Source organism: Oceanobacillus luteolus (genome assembly GCF_042678205.1).
GTDB lineage: Bacteria > Bacillota > Bacilli > Bacillales > Amphibacillaceae > Oceanobacillus > Oceanobacillus luteolus.
Genome location: NZ_JBHUDE010000049.1, coordinates 51,244 through 67,880 on the forward strand (window position 1 = coordinate 51,244; position 16,637 = coordinate 67,880).

Consider the following 16,637-nt stretch of genomic DNA (forward strand, 5'->3'; position numbering starts at 1 on the left):
TCTGAATTTCGTAGAGTTTATATCCACTCTTTATGAAATTGATCCAAAAACTCCAACAGCCAGTTATGGCGTTCTTCTGCGATCTTTCTTGCAGAGGCTGTATGGATACCTTCTTTCAGCTTTAGTAGTTTATCATAAAAATGCTGTATGGAGGTGTTGGGATCATCTGGCTTGTAGATTAGTTGGTTATTCGCCCCACCATAATGGAAAGTCCTTGCAATTCCAATAGCTCCAATTGCATCCAAACGGTCTGCATCTTGAACGATTTTCCCAGCTAAAGTGGTCGGAGTTTTCCCTCCCGAGAAGGAAATGGTTGATATCACATGATTAATTTCCCTTTTACTGTCTTCATTGAGACCAATCGAATTTAAAAAATCATTCATATTTTCTAGAACTCTCAGAGGGTCATTAAACAGCTTTCGATCCCCTACATCATGCAACCATCCTGCAGCTTCACATATGAAGAGATCGCCCTCCTCATCTATTGCAAGCTCTCTTGCCATGTGAGCCACCCGCTTCATGTGGTAGTAGTCATGACCAGTATGATCATTATGAAATAGCTGATGAGCGTACGAACGAATGGCGTCAAGCTGTTTATTTCTGTCCATGACCTTCCCCCTTCCTTCTATCATACTTTATTTGCTTCTATATGCATAATGGATATTATACTACATTCAATTTAGGTTGCATATTTTACAACTTTCAGAAAAAAGTTGAGTGAATTTCTTGACTAGTCTAATTAAATAAGTTATTATAGGTTCAACAAAGCAGAAGTACGGATTCATTAAATACCAGACAGCTTCTTTGAAGTGGATGTGTTAGTAATCCTACTCTCAATAGATGCTGTCTATTTTAATGTTTTTGTGTCCTCTCTTTGTATTATAACCACGTTTTATCGTGAAAGGTTTTAGGAGGAGTTTACATGCAAAACGGTGTAGTAAAATGGTTCAATGCAGAAAAAGGCTTTGGATTCATCCAGCTGGAAGAAGGTAACGATGTATTCGTTCACTATTCAGCCATCCAAGAAGAAGGATTCAAATCTTTGGAAGAAGGTCAAGAAGTTTCCTTTGAAATTGTTGAAGGCGAACGAGGACCACAAGCGGCTAACGTAACTAAACTATAAAAAAACTTGAGCAGTATTCTTAAATGAATACTGCTTTTTTTGTGTTTGTATATTCATAAGATCCTCCTGTAAGAACTACCTCACCCTTTAATCAACTGTTCTTCCACCAGCAGGATAACTTAATCCATAATACTTACCCTTTTCTAAAAAAAAGTTCCATTTTATCATCTCTTTAAGATTTTTGTAAGCATTTATATTTGTTTGTCATACAAAATTCACATACTTTTATAACTAAAAAGTTAGTAAAATCATCATTTCAATGAGTTTGAGAACTATTGAACAAATTGTGAAAGCTGATGTGTAGCCATAAATTCCATTTTCAATTTGTGTATGATGAAAATAGTAGTAAAGAAATCTCTAGGAGGGATTAACCAATGGTTACTAAGAACCAGAAACATGTAAATACCAATCCAGAAAGCGAACCAAACCTTAAAGGTACATTAATATCTGTATCTATCTTGGGAGCAATCTTATTGGTGACTTGGATTGGAGCGCTTATGCTATTCCTTTTAAGATAATGAAAATTAAGGAGTGATCATTGATGCATCTACACAAATATGAGAAATATTGGCTTGGTGCAGGGATTGTAGGACTAATTGTATTTTTAATTATTTTAGGATTCGGTGCTTTTTATTTAGGCACACATCCTCAAAGCCACGGAGAAATTATTGATCCCGAAAACATTGAAGCAAATGACGCTTTTAAACCTGAGAACCGGGGTTTAACAAAAGTTGATGAAGGTAGATATGTACTTAATATCGTTGCTTCTGCATTTAACTATGATTTGGGTACCGATGAATCCGGAGCACCAATAAAAAATATTGAAATCCCAGCTGGATCAAAAGTACTCGTCCAAGCAACGACACCAGATGTCATCCACGGCCTGAATTTTGCAGGAACAAATATTAATATGATGGTTGAACCTGGTTATGTGAGTACGATGGAAGTAGAGTTGAACAATCCAGGAGAATACACCTTAGTGTGCAATGAATACTGTGGGGTTGGACATCACTTAATGTATGGATCTTTGGAGGTGGTTGAATAATGGCTACACCAGCAAATGTAGTAGAAAAGTTTTCATCGAAAGTATTCCATAACTATGGAACTGTAGAACTTAGCCTATCAAAGAGAGAACGTAGACTAATTATGTCTTATATGTACGTAGCAATGATATCATTGCTCGTCGGTGGTTTGATGGGGTTATTACAGGTACTTGCTCGTTCTGGTGAATTTGAGTTACCTTGGGGAATTAATTACTATACGATCCTTACGGTACACGGAGTAATTTTAGCACTTGTTATGACTAGCTTTTTTATCATTGGATTCCAAAATGCCCTTATGGGAAAAACAATTGGATTTTCAAAAAAACAATTAAATTGGGCGTGGGTTGGTTTCTGGATCATGTTGATTGGAACAGTTATTGCTGCTGTTACCATTTTGATTGGAAAAGCAAATGTTCTTTATACATTTTATGCACCATTAAAAGCACATCCGCTATTTTACATTGGTATTACTCTCGTTGTGGTAGGAAGTTGGGTAACTGCTGCAGTAAACTTCCGGCAATTCTATCTCTGGAAGAAAGCTCATCCTAATGAGAAATCACCATTGCTTGCATTCATGGTAATTATCAATATGCTCATGTGGTGTATTGCTACCATTGGCGTTGCAACTTCTATGTTAATTGAAATCATACCTTGGTCTTTAGGTTATAAAAATACAATTAACGTGCTGTTAAGTCGTACTTTATTCTGGTATTTTGGTCACCCATTAGTTTATTTCTGGCTATTACCCGCCTACATGGCATGGTATGCAATTATTCCTAAGGTCATCGGTGGAAAGATCTTCAGTGACAGTTTAGCACGATTTTCATTTATCTTATTCTTGTTCTTCTCTATCCCAGTTGGACTGCATCACCAACTGACTGAACCTGGACTGGATTCAACATGGAAGTTTATTCAAGTTATTTTAACTTTCATGGTTGTTATACCAAGTTTGATGACTGCATTCTCTATGTTTGCAACTTTTGAGATTACTGGGCGTAAGAAAGGCTATGGTGGACTATTTGGTTGGTTGAAGCATCTTCCTTGGAAAGATGTTCGTTTCCTAGCACCATTTGTTGGTATGCTTGCATTCATTCCTGGTGGAGCTGGAGGAATTATCAATGCTTCTTACCAGATTAATACTATGGTTCATAACACTATCTGGGTACCAGGCCATTTCCATTTAACAGCGGCTACAACTGTAGTGTTAACATTCTTTGGTATTGCTTACTGGCTTATCCCCCATTTAACAGGGCGTAAATTAACAGATGCTGTGAACCGGCTAGGGATTTATCAGACAATACTTTGGGGTGTCGGTATGACCATCATGTCAACTGCTATGCATATTCAAGGATTAGCAGGTGCACCTCGACGTTCAAATTTCTCTGATTATGGTGGAACAGAACAAGCAGCTGAATGGGGAGCTTATCAAATGGCTCAAGCTGTTGGAGGTACAATTTTATTTTTTGCAATCCTTTTAATGATTTTTATTTTCATTAAGATGATATTCTTCTCGCCTAAAGGTGAACAGGAATTCCCAATCGCACAGGAAGAAGATCATGCAGAACCTACACCAAAATGGACAGAAAACTGGAAGCTTTGGATTGCGATAACTTTAGTATTAATTTTATTCGCTTATACAGTTCCTATTATGGACGTTATCCAAAATGCACCCCCAGGATCAGCCCCATTCGACTGGCCAATAGGAAGCTAACAAAATTCAAAGGACAGAGAACTTATTGGATCTCTGTCCTTTTGTTATTTATTAAATAGTTATGATCTTTTACTGATAATGTTCCATTTATTAGTTTTTCCACGGAGCAGCCCCGATCACCGAAGACTCCTGCGGGAAGAAAGGCATCGTTGAGACCCCACAGGGCCATAGCCCGAGGCATACTAAGAACGCCACGACCTGTAGCAACGTCTGCACTAGCACGTTCTGTGCGTCGGAGGCTCATCAGCCTNAAAGACTTTTTGGGCAAAGTCAATTTATTTCGTATTATTAATTTAACTAAAACCCATATATTTCACTATATTTCTCTGTTAAATATTGCACTAAATAATCTGGGTTTAATGATTCGTTTGTGATGTCCTGTAAGAGTTCCAATGGTTTTTTCATTTTACCGTATTGATGAATATGTTCTTTTAACCATGTAGTGATAGGTGTGAAATCTCCTGATTGCACAATCGCTTCCACATCTAACTGTTGCCTTAATGTATGGTTAAACTGCGCGGCATACATATAACCTAATGCATAGGAAGGGAAATAACCAAAATCCCCGCTTGACCAATGGATATCTTGCAGCACCCCTTCCCCATCATTTTCAGGCTCTACCCCTAAATACTCAACCATTTTCTTATTCCACAATTCTGGTAAATCTTTCACCTTGATCTCATCACTTATTAAAGCTTTCTCCAATTCATATCGAATCATGATGTGCAGTGGATAAGTCATTTCATCCGCTTCAATTCGTATCAAGCTTGGACTTACCGTGTTTATTGCTTTATAAAATTGTTCTGTTTCTAAAGCTTGAAGGAAATCCGGAGCATATTGTTTAAACGTTTCATAATTCGTTCTCCAAAAATCCCTACTCCTGCCAATCATATTTTCCCAAAATAAAGATTGTGATTCGTGGATTCCCATGGATGTTCCAGACGCTAATGGGGTCCGGGCAAGCTCTGGATTAATATTTTGTTCATACAGGGCATGGCCACCCTCATGGATAATACCGAACACAGCCATACGAAAGTCGTTTTCATCATATCTCGTTGTTATTCTTACATCCTGTAAATTCAGAGTGATTTCAAAAGGGTGAATCGTATCATCCAGTCTTCCTGCTTCAAAATCATAACCCATTTGCTTTAATACGTGTACAGCAAATTCACGCTGATTGTTCTTAGGGAAATGTCCTAAGACTACGGAAGAATTGGTGTCTGTACTTTTTTCAGTCACTTTTTGCAATAAATCTGTAAGCGACTTGCGTAGTGCTGGAAATACATCATCCAACATTTTAGTTGTAACACCTGGTTCATACTGGTTTAATAACGCATCATAAATATGATCTTTATAGCCCCAATAATTGGAAAATTTCTTATTATAGTCAACAAGCTTTTCTAAATACGGTTGAAATAACTGGAAGTCTGCCTTTTCCCTTGCTTCCTGCCAAGCAGCTTCGGATTGACTTTGCAAGGTAACATAGGCCTTATACTCGTCTTGAGGAATTTTATGATTACGCTCATAAATCAATTCACTTTCCTCAATTGCCTTTTGTGTAATCTTATCGGTTTCAGTACTTTTCAGCTCATCGATAAAGTGTTTCATCCTATCAGAGGTTTGCAATTCATGAACCTTTGCTGAAAGTATACCGATGGCTTGCGATCGAGTCTCTACACCTTTTTTAGGAACTTTTGTACGAAGATCCCAATGCGCTAACGTGATTAATTCACGATAAGCATCGATTTCATGTAAATAAGCCAAAAATTCTTTTTCTAATGCAGACAATACGATAACCCCTTTACTTTATTTTGTTTCCAAAGTATTGATAATAATTGGTTTGAATAAAACCGTTAAATAGCTTTCGCTTTTTCGTTGCCTGCTTACCATATTCTTTTTCAAACGTTTCATATGCCGTAATAATATAGACACTCCATGATGGGTGTTCGTTCATAATACGGCCGAGGTCTTGATACATTTGGATAACCTCTTCTCTTTCGCTTAGCCGTTCACCATATGGCGGGTTACTTACAAGATAACCATTTTCGCTTTTAATGGTTAAATCACTCACTTGCATCTGTTTCCATGTGATTAGATCACTAAGACCGGCTTCCATTGCATTTTCTCCAGCAATCTGAATCAGTTTATGGCTAATATCGGAACCTGTAATATCAAGAGGCTGATCATATTTAGCCAGGTCTTCTGCTTCGTTCAATGCTTCATCCCAATGTTTTCGCTTGATCCATGGCCATTCCTCTGAAGCAAACTCCCTGTTGAATCCGGGAGCAATATTCTGACCGATTAAAGCTGCTTCAATAGGGATTGTTCCCGAACCGCAAAATGGATCGATAAATGGTTCATCAGGTTGCCAATTTGTCAGCAATACTAACGCAGCGGCCATTGTCTCTTTAAGTGGTGCTTCACCCTGTCCAATCCGATAACCCCTCTTATGCAGACCGACCCCTGATGTATCCAATGTCAGTGTAACCATGTCTTTCAGTAGAGCTACTTCCACTTTAAACAGACCACCAGTCTCAGGCATTTTCGTAACCATACCGTATTTCAACTTCAATCTTTCAGCTATAGCTTTTTTTACGATCGCTTGACAGTCTGGAACACTGTATAAGGTAGATTTCACCGATTTTCCACTTACAGGAAACTGACCATCTTCGGCAATATACCTCTCCCAATTCAATGCCTTTGTGCCTTCGAATAATTCATCAAATGTTTCGGCTTTAAATTCTCCTACAATAATCTTTATACGATCCGCTGTTCTGAGCCACAGATTACATCGAGGAATAGCGGAAATAGGTGCTTCAAATATAACTTTTCCGTTCTCTACTTCTACTTCATATCCTAATTGTTTCACTTCCATTGCTACAATTGATTCTAAACCCATTGCAGCTGTTGCAACTAATTTAACCTTTTGCATATACTGTTAGTCCCTTCATTTGCAGATTAGTATTAGTTTACCATATAAAGAAAAATAAAAAACCTAATTCTTCTGCAAAAAGTATGCGAAAGAATTAGGTTTAATTTAAATGTGAAGACCGTTAAATACTCGATAAGCCATGTTCTGTCCCGCTGTACTGCAAACGGCGGTCTTTAACCTCGTACATGCGGGTGTAATCATCTATCTACAGACTTCCTAAAGCCTGTCTCTCTTTCGGTTCAATTCCCTAATGGAGAGTGCCCCTACCAAAATTTGGGTTGCTCACTCGTGGGGTTTACCTCGTTCCACCTGAATCGTTTCCGACCCAGCTTCGTCACTGTGGCACTTTCAAGGAGTTTCTTCCATATCTTAAAGACTTAGGAATTCCTCCTGCCGTTGACTAGATAGTCACCTTGACTTATGGTTTCGTCAAGCACGAACACTACAAGCATCTCAGCTTGTGTGAGCATGGACTTTCCTCTGCATGCAAATGCACACAGCGATTACATGAGTATTTAACTTCCTGCTACAGTCATTTTAACATAAAAATGTTCCGTGGACAATATGTGGTAAAAGTTAACAATCATTCCGTAGAACTGGATACTTTCTTCCCAAATACTGCTTTTTCCAGATTCGATAACCGTTTCAATACATCGTAGTTAACTTGTGTATTTTGTTGTGGTGGTCGGATTCTAGTATGTTGATGATCTTCAGAAGTTCTTTTCAGTCTTTCATTTTCTTGTTTTAATCGTTGGATTTCTTGTTGGAAGGCATCATAGTCTTGGATAATAACATCTAAGAATTCATCCACTTCTTTTTGGCTATAACCCCGAAATTCAGTTTTGAAATCTTTCTCATAAATATCTTTGGCATTTAATTGGGTTTGATCAAAACTCATCACTATCACCTCTTATATGCAATTTTCCTGTTTCATTAGTATTCAATTATTTTGTTTATAGATTGCTTCATTATATAGTATATCATCAAAAAAGGAAACTGAGAAATCAGCTTCCGATAAATTGGTGATTCTATTCACCTAATAAATCTGCCTCCGTGAAAGAAAATGGTAAAAGGCTTTCCATTGTAAAAGTAGTAACTTCCTTGTTGAGGTTGGTTAAATGGATGTTCATGTCTTTAGGGAAGAATTCACTCATTACTTGTCTGCAGGAGCCACACGGAGGTACAGGGCGCGTTGTGTCAGCTGCAACAGCCATTTCAACAAATTCTAAATCACCTTCAGAAATTGCTTTAAATATGGCAACCCGTTCTGCACAACAAGTAACCGGATACGCTGCGTTTTCGATGTTACATCCAGTATAAACTTTGCCTGATTTTGTTCGTAGTGCTGCTCCTACTGCAAATTTAGAATATGGAATATAAGCATGTTTTCTGATTTCAATCGCTTTTTCAATTAATGTTTGTTGATCCATGTGCTTACCCTCGCTTCATATACTATTCGATTTCATCTACGATTTGGTCAAATATATAGAGAATGGATTTATAGAGTTCCATATAACGCTTCGGTCGTGCATCGATAAAATAACTATGCATGAGCAGAAGCTCCATATTCTCTCTTGTCGAAACAACTTGTTGTGGATGAACCTTTAACTTTCGTTCTTTAACAACAAGTAGTGTTTTCTCCTCCCAAGTCACTAAGAGTTCGTAAACAGGTGTTGTTTCCTCTTTCACCTTATTAAAGAAATCACGATCTCGCCTGTTTTCAGGAGGATCATTATTTTCAAATCTATCTTTTAATCGTTCTAGGTGGTTTCTAAGTTCTATAGTCTGTTTTTTTACGTCTAACATGGTCGGATCCCCTTGTCGTTATTACCTTTAAGTTGCTCATAAGTTAACTGTACCATGTTCGTCGTAACTTCGCATCTATTTGTATGGCAATAATTCTTTTATTGTCAATTCCACTTTATATACTTCTTGCTGTTGTTCCTGAAAAAGCCTCCAAGTTTCGTTATCCGTCCTTACTTTTAACTGCTGGTCCATTTTCTCCAATTGATAGGCAATATGAAGTAAAACTTTTTCAACTTCTTCTTTATTCATTCCTTCCGCCGACTGAAACCGTTTAAGAGCTATCGCCATAGCTATCCCCTCCTTAAATAGTTATTCGATGGGAAAAGCCAGTATCCTGCACAGTCGACAAAACTAGAAAAGAACAGTCAAAACTAGTTCATTTCATGCAAGTGCTGACAGTATCCACGTGTATTGTCTCCAATATATATGTCCAATTTATAAACTTATTTATACCATTTCTTTTACTGGAATTTCTTCTAGATTAGGTGTAAATGGTGAATTTGTTATATAATAAATAAGTATAGTTGCTTTATGGTAATTAGAAAGGGAGGAATATTGCAGCAGTAATTAGGAGGATTAAATGATGAATTACCCAAATGGACAGAAAAAGCGTCCATTAAAAAAAGAAAACACCGGGATGAAGATTAATAATTACAGTAATCGGGGAATGACTTTAGAAGAAGATATTAACGTTACTAACGAATATTATTTGGAACAGAATCGCGCGGTAGTACATAAAAAGCCTACACCGATTCAAGTCGTAAAGGTCCATTATCCTGAACGCAGTGCCGCTGTCATTACGGAGGCCTACTATAAACGAGCTTCGACTACCGATTATAATGGACTGTACCGGGGGAAATATATCGATTTTGAAGCAAAAGAAACTAAAAATAAAACACGCTTTCCTCTAGCGAATATTCACGAACATCAAATTGTCCATATGGAGCGCGTGATTAAACACGGAGGAATTTCATTTATTATTATCCGCTTTTCCAGTTTCAGTGAAACTTATTTACTGGAAATAGAGAAACTTCTTCCGTTCTGGTTTGAGCAGTTCCATAAAGGCAAGAAATCTATTTCTTATGAGATCATTCAACAAGAGGGTCACCTTATACCTTTAAAATACCAAGCAAGAGTAGACTATTTATCAATAATCGATCAGCTATACTTCAATGAGGAATAGTTCTATTGATGGAGGTTTTATTATGGCAGATAAGATGTCAAGAACAGCAAGAAGAAATCAACAAAAGAAAACACCGAATACAAAATCTAAAAAATCGACTAAAAGACCACTCTGGAAAACTATTTTATTAAGTATCCTATTTGTAGGAATCGCAGCTGGAATTGTTGTCGGAGCAGTCGGAATATACTGGATTGCCACTGCACCAGATTTGGACCCAGATAAATTGGATGTCCCCCTCTCTTCTGTCTTTTATGATAAAAACGGCAATTCCTTCGCTACGTTAGGTGCGGAAAACCGTGAACTTGTTCGTTATGAAGAGTTGCCGCAGGTATTGATTGATGCAGTCATCGCCACTGAAGATGCCCGATTCTTTGAACATTCAGGGATTGACTTCAGGCGGCTTGGTGGAGCGATCATGGCTAATATCACCGATGGTTTTGGCTCACAAGGTGCAAGTACAATTACACACCAAGTGGTTGAAAACTTTTTCTTATCTAATGAAAAGCAAATTAAGTTAAAAGTTCAAGAACAATGGCTTGCATTACAACTTGAACGACAGTATTCAAAAGAAGAAATTTTGGAAATGTACTTAAATAAAATCTTCTATGGCGATAATTCTTATGGTGTTGCCGCAGCTGCAAAGAACTACTTTGGAATAACAGACTGGGATGAGTTGACGTTACCGCAAGCTGCTATCTTGGCCGGGCTTCCACAACGGCCGACAGCCTATAATCCATATCGAAATCCTGAGTTGACTGCGGAACGTATGGATACTGTATTAAAACTAATGGTACGTCACGGTAAAATTACTGAAGAAGAAGCTGATGAAGCACGTCAAGTAGATATTACTTCGCTACTAGCCGAACCTACGGATAGCGCAACACCATATGGTGCATTTATCAACAGGGTTGAAGAAGAAATCAATGAAAAACTGCCGGGAACCGATATTTATTCCGACGGTTTAAAAATACACACGACAATTGATACGAGTGTACAAGATAGAGTTGAATTTTTACTGACGGATAGTGCAGAAAACCCAATAGATTACGGTGATGAGAAAGTTCAAGGTACGATTGTTGTCCTTGATACAAAAACAGGTGCCATTCAAGGTATTGGTGGTCGCCGTAATAGTACAAGAGTTGGTGATTTAAGTTACGCTACGAAGAAATTCCAGCCTGGTTCCACGATCAAGCCAATTTTAGCTTATGGTCCGGCAATTGAATATAATCAAATGTCCACTTATCATCAGATTCTTGACGAGCCTTATGAGGTTGATGGAAAGTCGATCAATAACTTTTCAAGGACGTTTTCCGGTTGGGTATCAGCCCGAACCGCATTAAGTAAATCGTTAAATGTGCCTACCATTAAATTGTTCGAAGAAGAAGTAGATCGTGCAAACGCAATCGAATTCGGAGAGAAATTAGGGTTAGACATGCCTAGTGATCTTGTACCATCTGACTCACTTGGTGGGGGTAATCTACTAGTCAGCCCACTTCAACTCGCGGGTGCATTCAGCGTATTTGGAAATGAAGGTATTTATAATGAACCATATGCAGTTACATCTGTCGAATTTCCAGATGGAAGTACGGTTGATCTCCGCCCTGAGTCGGAAGCAGTGATTCATGATTACACGGCATATATGATCACCGATATGTTGAAAGACGCCATTACTGATGGTACCTGGGAAGCTGGAAGTCTCGGCGGATTACCTGTAGCAGGTAAAACAGGAACGACAAACCTTGGAGATACAGCACCAGAACGTTGGTTTGCCGGATACACGACAAACTATACAGTAGTATCTTTAGTTGGGGATTACCAAGATGAAAATGGTAAAAGAATAGGTTTACCAGACTCCGTTCATTGGACGATCGCACAGCAAATGTTCAGGGAAACGATACTGCCTATTTCGGAAGGCTTGGAGACGCCAGACTTTACGAAACCTGATTCTGTCGTTGAGGTGGCCGTTGAACGTGGAACAAATCCACCAGAGCTAGCGAGTGAGTTTACTCCTGCTTCTCAGAAAGTCATAGAGCTTTTCGTCAAAGGTACGGAGCCGAAAAAGACTTCCGAGAAATTCGATCGACTTGATCCTGTCACAGGTCTGAATGCAACTTATAACGAAGAAAGTAATTCGATTGCTGTTGAATGGAGTTATGATACAGAACGAGATGTTTCGTTTGTGGTAAGTGCAAGTGTCAATGACGGATCGATGCAGGAACTTTCTACGACCGAAGATTTATCACTCGATATTTCGGAAGTTGAAGAAGGTGCATCTTACACCATTCAAGTTGTCGTGGTAAGTAATGAGAGCAGTTCCTTAACTAGTGAACCGGTAACCACTTCACTCACGATAGAAGCACAAGAGGAAGAAGAGGAAACCGAAGAAGATACGGAAGAAGAAACAGAACCTGAAGAAGAGGCTGAAGAAGAAAATAATGAAGGAAACATTCCTCCGGTATCCGGACTTACAGCTTCCTACTTGGAAGATCAAGGATTCATTGATGTTTCCTGGACATATAATGGGCCACCAGCTTCATTTGAAGTAGTCGTTAATGGAGGACAAACTCGAACCGTCCAATCGCAGGGTATTGAAATTAGTGGAACATTCACACCAGGAGAAACATATTCCATTACTGTCACTCCGATTGGACAAAATGGAGCCAATAGCGGAGTACGCGGTGAAACCCAATCGACATCTGTTACTATCCCTCAAACCGAGGAACCTGAAGATGAAGAAACATCAACGGATGAAGAAGAATAATTGATATAAATTAAAGGGAAGCTTATCGTCTGGATAAGCTTCCCTTTTTATTTACCGAGATTTCATTCATTTAATCATTACATCAAATGAAACTGCCACTTTAGCTTTAAACTTAAACGTTTATTTTTTTCATCCGTTTTTTTCCTTCTCTACATAATTCCAATAAAGGACATTCCGGACAATTTGGATTTCTTGCTTTACAATGATATCTTCCAAAAAATATTAAGCGGTGATGAGTTACAGACCATTCTTCACGCGGGACTTTCCTCATGAGGGTCTCTTCTACCTCTAAAACAGAATCTTTCCAACGGCATATGCCTAACCTTTTGGAAACTCTCTCTACATGGGTATCTACAGCTATCGCCGGCTCTCCAAATGCAATAGATGCCACGACATTCGCAGTTTTCCTCCCAACACCGGGTAGTTCCATCAGCTCTTCTTTTGTTCTTGGTACTTCACCATTATACTCATCGATTAATATCTGACATAACTTCTGGATATTTTTTGCTTTTGATCTCCATAAACCAATGGAACGAATATCCTGCTGTACTTCTTCTAATGGAACAGCAACATAATCTTCAGGTGTTTTATATTTTTTAAACAAATCTGCAGTTACCTTGTTCACTAACTTATCTGTACATTGTGCCGATAATACAACAGCAATCAACAATTCAAATGCATTTGAATGATTTAACTCTCCTTCAGCATCAGGAAACATTTCTGCAATAGTATCTAAACAGTATCTAATTTCTTTTAAATTCAGCATCTAACTAGTCTTCCCCTTCTAGCCAGTTATAATATATTGAAGTATCTCTGTTCTGCGGTTGAACCGCTTGGTTTACTTTTTGATGGCGATGGAATTGTCTGCTTGCATTACGTGCCTGCTCCACAGATTTGATTCCTTTTTTATTCCACTCTCTCAATATACGATCTATATACTTGAAATTCAATTTACCCATTAATACCGCTTCTCTAAGTCCTGCTTTAATTAAGGACGGACTTATCTTATCTTCATCAAGCCAAGCGCTGACCATCTCAATTTCAAATGGTGAAAGTGGTCTCCCGAATTCCTGTTCGAATAGAATAAATATTGTACCAGTATTATTCTCTTCCACTACTTCTTCTTTTTCCTCTTGGTATAACTTTACAAGTAATGGTTCAATGGAATATACTTCCGAAATTTGACCTTTAGCATTTTCTTTTTGTTCGATTTTCAATAAATCCTTTTGAATAAGTTTCCTTAATATATCAGAGCAATGCTCTTCATTAATCGTAAGGGGGGTTGCTAATTCGGAAGGAGTCGGAAAATGGTTCTTTTCTTTGAAAAAATGGATGAGCTGAAGTATAAGAACTACTTCTGTTTCATTTAAACCTAGTTTCGTGTAGGATGTAAGTAATTTTCCCGGGATATGTAATTGATCATGTAAAATCGCTTGAAGCGAATTGGTTTCAAACATGTAAGGACACCTCTCTATCAGTATAACACGGAATTCCGATTTTCAGGAGCAATTTAAAATCCCTTGCTCCTATATGCAAGGGATTTTAAGGTCAATCCAGCTCCAATTGGATTTCTGGATAAATTATGGATACAAACGATTTAATAGTCGAGGGAATGGGATTGTTTCACGAATATGCTCCACTCCTGACAACCAAGCTACTGTACGTTCTAATCCTAGACCAAAACCTGAATGTGGTACACTTCCGTATTTACTTAACTCCAGATACCATTCATATGCAGGGCCAGTTAGACCATGCTCCTCATAACGCTGTTTCATTAAGTCATAATCAGCGATTCGCTCGGATCCACCGATGATTTCACCATACCCTTCCGGTGCAATTAAATCAGCACAGAGCACTACATCATCGCGCTCCGGATGTGGTTTCATATAGAAGGCTTTAATATCTTTCGGGTAGTTTGTAATGAATACAGGACTGTCAAAGCTTTCTGCAATTGCGGTTTCATGTGGCGCACCAAAGTCCTCGCCCCATTCGATATCGTTAAAGCCTTTTTCCTTTAATAATTCAATCGCTTCATCATATGTGATTCTCGGGAATGGCGTTTTAATATTTTCTAACTTGGATAAATCTCTACCTAATACGCCTAATTCTAATTTACAGTTCTTCAATACGGATTCAACAAGAAATGCGACGTAATTCTCCTGAACAACTAAGCTTTCGTCATGTTCTACAAAAGCCATTTCAGGCTCAATCATCCAAAATTCAATTAAATGCCTGCGTGTTTTGGATTTTTCAGCCCGGAAAGTCGGACCGAACGAAAATACTTTACCTAAGGCCATTGCAGCAGCTTCCATATACAACTGTCCGCTTTGTGACAAATAAGCATCTTCATCGAAATATTTCGTATGGAATAATTCTGTTGTGCCTTCTGCAGAAGAGGCAGTCAGTATTGGTGGGTCGACTTTTACAAATCCTTGATCATTAAAGAATTCATAAGTTGCTCGAATAATTTCATTACGGACTTTCATAATTGCATGTTGTTTCTTAGAACGTAACCACAAATGACGATGGTCCATTAAAAATTCTGTACCATGCTCTTTTGGAGTGATTGGATAATCTTCCGCAACGTGAATCACTTCCAGATCGGACACTTGCATTTCAAATCCGAAAGGTGAACGTTTATCCTCCACAATTTTTCCTGTAATGTAGATTGAAGTTTCTTGGGTTAAATTTTTAGCCGCTTGAAATACTTCTTCTGATACATCACTTTTTACGACTACCGCTTGCATAAAGCCTGTACCATCACGCAATTGTAAAAACGCGATTTTTCCACTTGAACGTTTGTTTGCAAGCCATGCGCCAATCGTTACTTCTTTTTCATTGTAATCTGGTGCTTGTGAAATTGTAATTTTCATCTTATTACCTCCATAATGCCGTCGTCTAGTGATTTTCGACAAATCGCTTAATACGTTTTGCCGCTTCTTTTATGTCTTCAATCGAAAGTGCATAAGATACCCTTACATAATCAGGTGCTCCAAACCCTGAACCAGGCACTAATGCAACCTTTTCTTCTTCTAATATAGCTGTTACCCATGCATCAACGGAATCAAAGCCATTCTTCTCAACCGCTTCAGAAACGTTCGGGAATAAATAAAATGCTCCTTTTGGCTTCACGCAATGTATCCCTGGTATCTCACCGATTAAACGATAAAATAATTCTAATCTCTCAGCAAAAATATCTTTCATTTTTGTCACTTCATTCTCATCTAATGAAAGTGCAGCAACAGATGCATATTGCGCAATGGACACCGGATTGGATGTCGAGTGGGAAGCAACGTTTTTCATGGCTTTAATAATTTTTTCATCTCCCGCAGCATATCCTATTCTCCAGCCTGTCATTGCATAAGTTTTTGAAACTCCATTTATAATAACTGTTTGTTTCTTTAGCTCTGGACTTAAACTGGCTATAGATACATGAGGTTGATCGGAATATATCAGCTTTTCATAAATTTCATCTGAGATAATAACTATACCATATTTCAAACAAACTTCTCCAAGTTTACGAAGCTCTTCCTCGGTATACATCATTCCTGTTGGGTTACTTGGAGAGTTGATGATAAGTGCTTTCGTTTTACTGCTGATCGCTTTTTCCAAGTCTTCAGGTTGCAGTTTAAATTCATTTTCCTCCGCTGTATCCAATATGACTGGAACGCCTTGAGCTAATTTGACTTGTTCAGGATAACTTACCCAATATGGTGCTGGGATGATTACTTCATCTCCCTCATTCAAAAGAACTTGAAAGACGGAATAAAGAGCATGCTTTGCCCCTAACGTAACGATTATTTCGTTTTTATTATAAGATAATTGATGGTCTTGCTGGAACTTATTCTGAACAGCAGTTATTAATTCAGAAATACCACCAGTTGGGGTGTATTTTGTATGACCTGCCTGCATCGCCTCCACAGCAGCATCTCTGATCTGCACTGGAGTGTTGAAATCAGGTTCACCAGCCCCTAACCCGATAATGTCGTATCCTTGTTTTTTTAATTCATTTGCTTTAGCTGTAATCGCTAATGTAGATGAGGGAGTAATTGTTTTGACCCGATTTGCTAATTCCATC

Annotated in this window: 18 protein-coding genes and 1 other RNA gene; 6 read left to right on the forward strand and 13 right to left on the reverse strand. The window is 38.3% G+C overall.

The features are described from left to right. Positions 1 to 17: 17 nt before the first annotated feature. Positions 18 to 608 carry an HD domain-containing protein gene (locus tag ACFSBH_RS11620; protein WP_251510410.1) on the reverse strand — a complete coding sequence of 197 codons (591 nt, stop codon included), beginning with the start codon at positions 606 to 608 and terminating at the stop codon, positions 18 to 20. Between the two features lie 314 nt (positions 609 to 922). Here ACFSBH_RS11620 and ACFSBH_RS11625 point away from each other — a divergent pair, with 314 nt between their 5' ends. From ACFSBH_RS11625 to ACFSBH_RS11640, 4 genes are all read left to right on the forward strand, one after another. Then, the gene (locus ACFSBH_RS11625) at positions 923 to 1,123 is read left to right on the forward strand and encodes a cold-shock protein (RefSeq protein ID WP_251510409.1); all 201 of its coding nucleotides are present in this window, start codon (positions 923 to 925) and stop codon (positions 1,121 to 1,123) included. 374 nt (positions 1,124 to 1,497) lie between these two features. Then, positions 1,498 to 1,641: a cytochrome c oxidase subunit 2A gene (locus tag ACFSBH_RS11630; protein ID WP_251510407.1), complete on the forward strand. Its 144-nt coding sequence runs from the start codon at positions 1,498 to 1,500 to the stop codon at positions 1,639 to 1,641. Positions 1,642 to 1,664: 23 nt separating this feature from the next. Further along, complete coding sequence (locus ACFSBH_RS11635) at positions 1,665 to 2,168, forward strand: cupredoxin domain-containing protein (RefSeq protein ID WP_251510406.1); 504 nt, start codon at positions 1,665 to 1,667, stop codon at positions 2,166 to 2,168. A gap of 101 nt (positions 2,169 to 2,269) precedes the next feature. After that, entirely contained in the window at positions 2,270 to 3,877 is a 1,608-nt protein-coding gene (locus tag ACFSBH_RS11640; RefSeq protein ID WP_251511092.1) for a b(o/a)3-type cytochrome-c oxidase subunit 1, read from the forward strand. A gap of 22 nt (positions 3,878 to 3,899) precedes the next feature. Here the strand turns inward: ACFSBH_RS11640 and ACFSBH_RS11645 are convergent, their stop codons facing one another. The 8 genes from ACFSBH_RS11645 to ACFSBH_RS11680 form a co-directional block, all read right to left on the reverse strand. Then, entirely contained in the window at positions 3,900 to 4,121 is a 222-nt protein-coding gene (locus ACFSBH_RS11645) for a hypothetical protein (RefSeq protein WP_251510405.1), read from the reverse strand. Positions 4,122 to 4,174: 53 nt separating this feature from the next. After that, the gene (locus ACFSBH_RS11650; RefSeq protein ID WP_379597623.1) at positions 4,175 to 5,665 is read right to left on the reverse strand and encodes a carboxypeptidase M32; all 1,491 of its coding nucleotides are present in this window, start codon (positions 5,663 to 5,665) and stop codon (positions 4,175 to 4,177) included. Between the two features lie 13 nt (positions 5,666 to 5,678). Beyond that, positions 5,679 to 6,809, reverse strand: a complete 1,131-nt coding sequence (locus tag ACFSBH_RS11655) for a THUMP domain-containing class I SAM-dependent RNA methyltransferase (RefSeq protein WP_251510403.1) — start codon at positions 6,807 to 6,809, stop codon at positions 5,679 to 5,681. Positions 6,810 to 6,937: 128 nt separating this feature from the next. Beyond that, an RNA gene (rnpB, locus tag ACFSBH_RS11660) (RNase P RNA component class B) lies at positions 6,938 to 7,324 on the reverse strand. A 68-nt stretch (positions 7,325 to 7,392) separates the two neighbouring features. Next, positions 7,393 to 7,707, reverse strand: a complete 315-nt coding sequence (gene gpsB, locus ACFSBH_RS11665; RefSeq protein ID WP_251510402.1) for a cell division regulator GpsB — start codon at positions 7,705 to 7,707, stop codon at positions 7,393 to 7,395. A 130-nt stretch (positions 7,708 to 7,837) separates the two neighbouring features. Further along, on the reverse strand, positions 7,838 to 8,239 hold the full coding sequence (locus tag ACFSBH_RS11670; RefSeq protein ID WP_251510401.1) for a cytidine deaminase: 402 nt from the start codon (positions 8,237 to 8,239) through the stop codon (positions 7,838 to 7,840). 22 nt (positions 8,240 to 8,261) lie between these two features. Continuing rightward, entirely contained in the window at positions 8,262 to 8,615 is a 354-nt protein-coding gene (locus ACFSBH_RS11675) for a DUF1798 family protein (protein WP_251510400.1), read from the reverse strand. A gap of 75 nt (positions 8,616 to 8,690) precedes the next feature. After that, complete coding sequence (locus ACFSBH_RS11680; protein WP_251510399.1) at positions 8,691 to 8,903, reverse strand: hypothetical protein; 213 nt, start codon at positions 8,901 to 8,903, stop codon at positions 8,691 to 8,693. A gap of 295 nt (positions 8,904 to 9,198) precedes the next feature. Between ACFSBH_RS11680 and recU the strand changes: the two genes are divergently transcribed. After that, positions 9,199 to 9,798, forward strand: coding sequence for a Holliday junction resolvase RecU (gene recU / locus ACFSBH_RS11685; protein ID WP_251510398.1), 600 nt, complete (start codon positions 9,199 to 9,201; stop codon positions 9,796 to 9,798). Between the two features lie 22 nt (positions 9,799 to 9,820). Further along, positions 9,821 to 12,559, forward strand: coding sequence for a transglycosylase domain-containing protein (locus ACFSBH_RS11690; protein ID WP_251510397.1), 2,739 nt, complete (start codon positions 9,821 to 9,823; stop codon positions 12,557 to 12,559). Positions 12,560 to 12,671: 112 nt separating this feature from the next. On the opposite strand, the gene nth is transcribed toward ACFSBH_RS11690, so the two are convergent. The 4 genes from nth to ACFSBH_RS11710 all read right to left on the reverse strand — a co-directional run bounded on the left by nth (position 12,672) and on the right by ACFSBH_RS11710 (position 16,636). Continuing rightward, positions 12,672 to 13,325 carry an endonuclease III gene (gene nth / locus ACFSBH_RS11695; protein ID WP_251510396.1) on the reverse strand — a complete coding sequence of 218 codons (654 nt, stop codon included), beginning with the start codon at positions 13,323 to 13,325 and terminating at the stop codon, positions 12,672 to 12,674. 4 nt (positions 13,326 to 13,329) lie between these two features. After that, positions 13,330 to 14,016: a DnaD domain-containing protein gene (locus ACFSBH_RS11700; protein WP_251510395.1), complete on the reverse strand. Its 687-nt coding sequence runs from the start codon at positions 14,014 to 14,016 to the stop codon at positions 13,330 to 13,332. A 123-nt stretch (positions 14,017 to 14,139) separates the two neighbouring features. Beyond that, the gene (gene asnS / locus ACFSBH_RS11705) at positions 14,140 to 15,432 is read right to left on the reverse strand and encodes an asparagine--tRNA ligase (protein WP_251510394.1); all 1,293 of its coding nucleotides are present in this window, start codon (positions 15,430 to 15,432) and stop codon (positions 14,140 to 14,142) included. A 25-nt stretch (positions 15,433 to 15,457) separates the two neighbouring features. Beyond that, the gene (locus ACFSBH_RS11710) at positions 15,458 to 16,636 is read right to left on the reverse strand and encodes a pyridoxal phosphate-dependent aminotransferase (protein ID WP_251510393.1); all 1,179 of its coding nucleotides are present in this window, start codon (positions 16,634 to 16,636) and stop codon (positions 15,458 to 15,460) included. Position 16,637 lies beyond the last annotated feature (1 nt).

Excerpts from the sequence above, each read along its gene's own strand:
- ACFSBH_RS11635 (WP_251510406.1), top strand. The coding sequence starts at position 1,665 with ATGCATCTACACAAATATGAGAAATATTGGCTTGGTGCAGGGATTGTA.
- ACFSBH_RS11620 (WP_251510410.1), bottom strand. The coding sequence starts at position 608 with ATGGACAGAAATAAACAGCTTGACGCCATTCGTTCGTACGCTCATCAG.
- ACFSBH_RS11710 (WP_251510393.1), bottom strand. The coding sequence starts at position 16,636 with ATGGAATTAGCAAATCGGGTCAAAACAATTACTCCCTCATCTACATTA.
- gpsB (WP_251510402.1), bottom strand. The coding sequence starts at position 7,707 with ATGAGTTTTGATCAAACCCAATTAAATGCCAAAGATATTTATGAGAAA.
- asnS (WP_251510394.1), bottom strand. The coding sequence starts at position 15,432 with ATGAAAATTACAATTTCACAAGCACCAGATTACAATGAAAAAGAAGTA.
- ACFSBH_RS11675 (WP_251510400.1), bottom strand. The coding sequence starts at position 8,615 with ATGTTAGACGTAAAAAAACAGACTATAGAACTTAGAAACCACCTAGAA.
- ACFSBH_RS11655 (WP_251510403.1), bottom strand. The coding sequence starts at position 6,809 with ATGCAAAAGGTTAAATTAGTTGCAACAGCTGCAATGGGTTTAGAATCA.
- ACFSBH_RS11625 (WP_251510409.1), top strand. The coding sequence starts at position 923 with ATGCAAAACGGTGTAGTAAAATGGTTCAATGCAGAAAAAGGCTTTGGA.
- ACFSBH_RS11690 (WP_251510397.1), top strand. The coding sequence starts at position 9,821 with ATGGCAGATAAGATGTCAAGAACAGCAAGAAGAAATCAACAAAAGAAA.
- recU (WP_251510398.1), top strand. The coding sequence starts at position 9,199 with ATGAATTACCCAAATGGACAGAAAAAGCGTCCATTAAAAAAAGAAAAC.
- ACFSBH_RS11645 (WP_251510405.1), bottom strand. The coding sequence starts at position 4,121 with ATGAGCCTCCGACGCACAGAACGTGCTAGTGCAGACGTTGCTACAGGT.
- ACFSBH_RS11670 (WP_251510401.1), bottom strand. The coding sequence starts at position 8,239 with ATGGATCAACAAACATTAATTGAAAAAGCGATTGAAATCAGAAAACAT.
- nth (WP_251510396.1), bottom strand. The coding sequence starts at position 13,325 with ATGCTGAATTTAAAAGAAATTAGATACTGTTTAGATACTATTGCAGAA.
- ACFSBH_RS11680 (WP_251510399.1), bottom strand. The coding sequence starts at position 8,903 with ATGGCGATAGCTCTTAAACGGTTTCAGTCGGCGGAAGGAATGAATAAA.
- ACFSBH_RS11700 (WP_251510395.1), bottom strand. The coding sequence starts at position 14,016 with ATGTTTGAAACCAATTCGCTTCAAGCGATTTTACATGATCAATTACAT.
- ACFSBH_RS11640 (WP_251511092.1), top strand. The coding sequence starts at position 2,270 with ATGTCTTATATGTACGTAGCAATGATATCATTGCTCGTCGGTGGTTTG.
- ACFSBH_RS11630 (WP_251510407.1), top strand. The coding sequence starts at position 1,498 with ATGGTTACTAAGAACCAGAAACATGTAAATACCAATCCAGAAAGCGAA.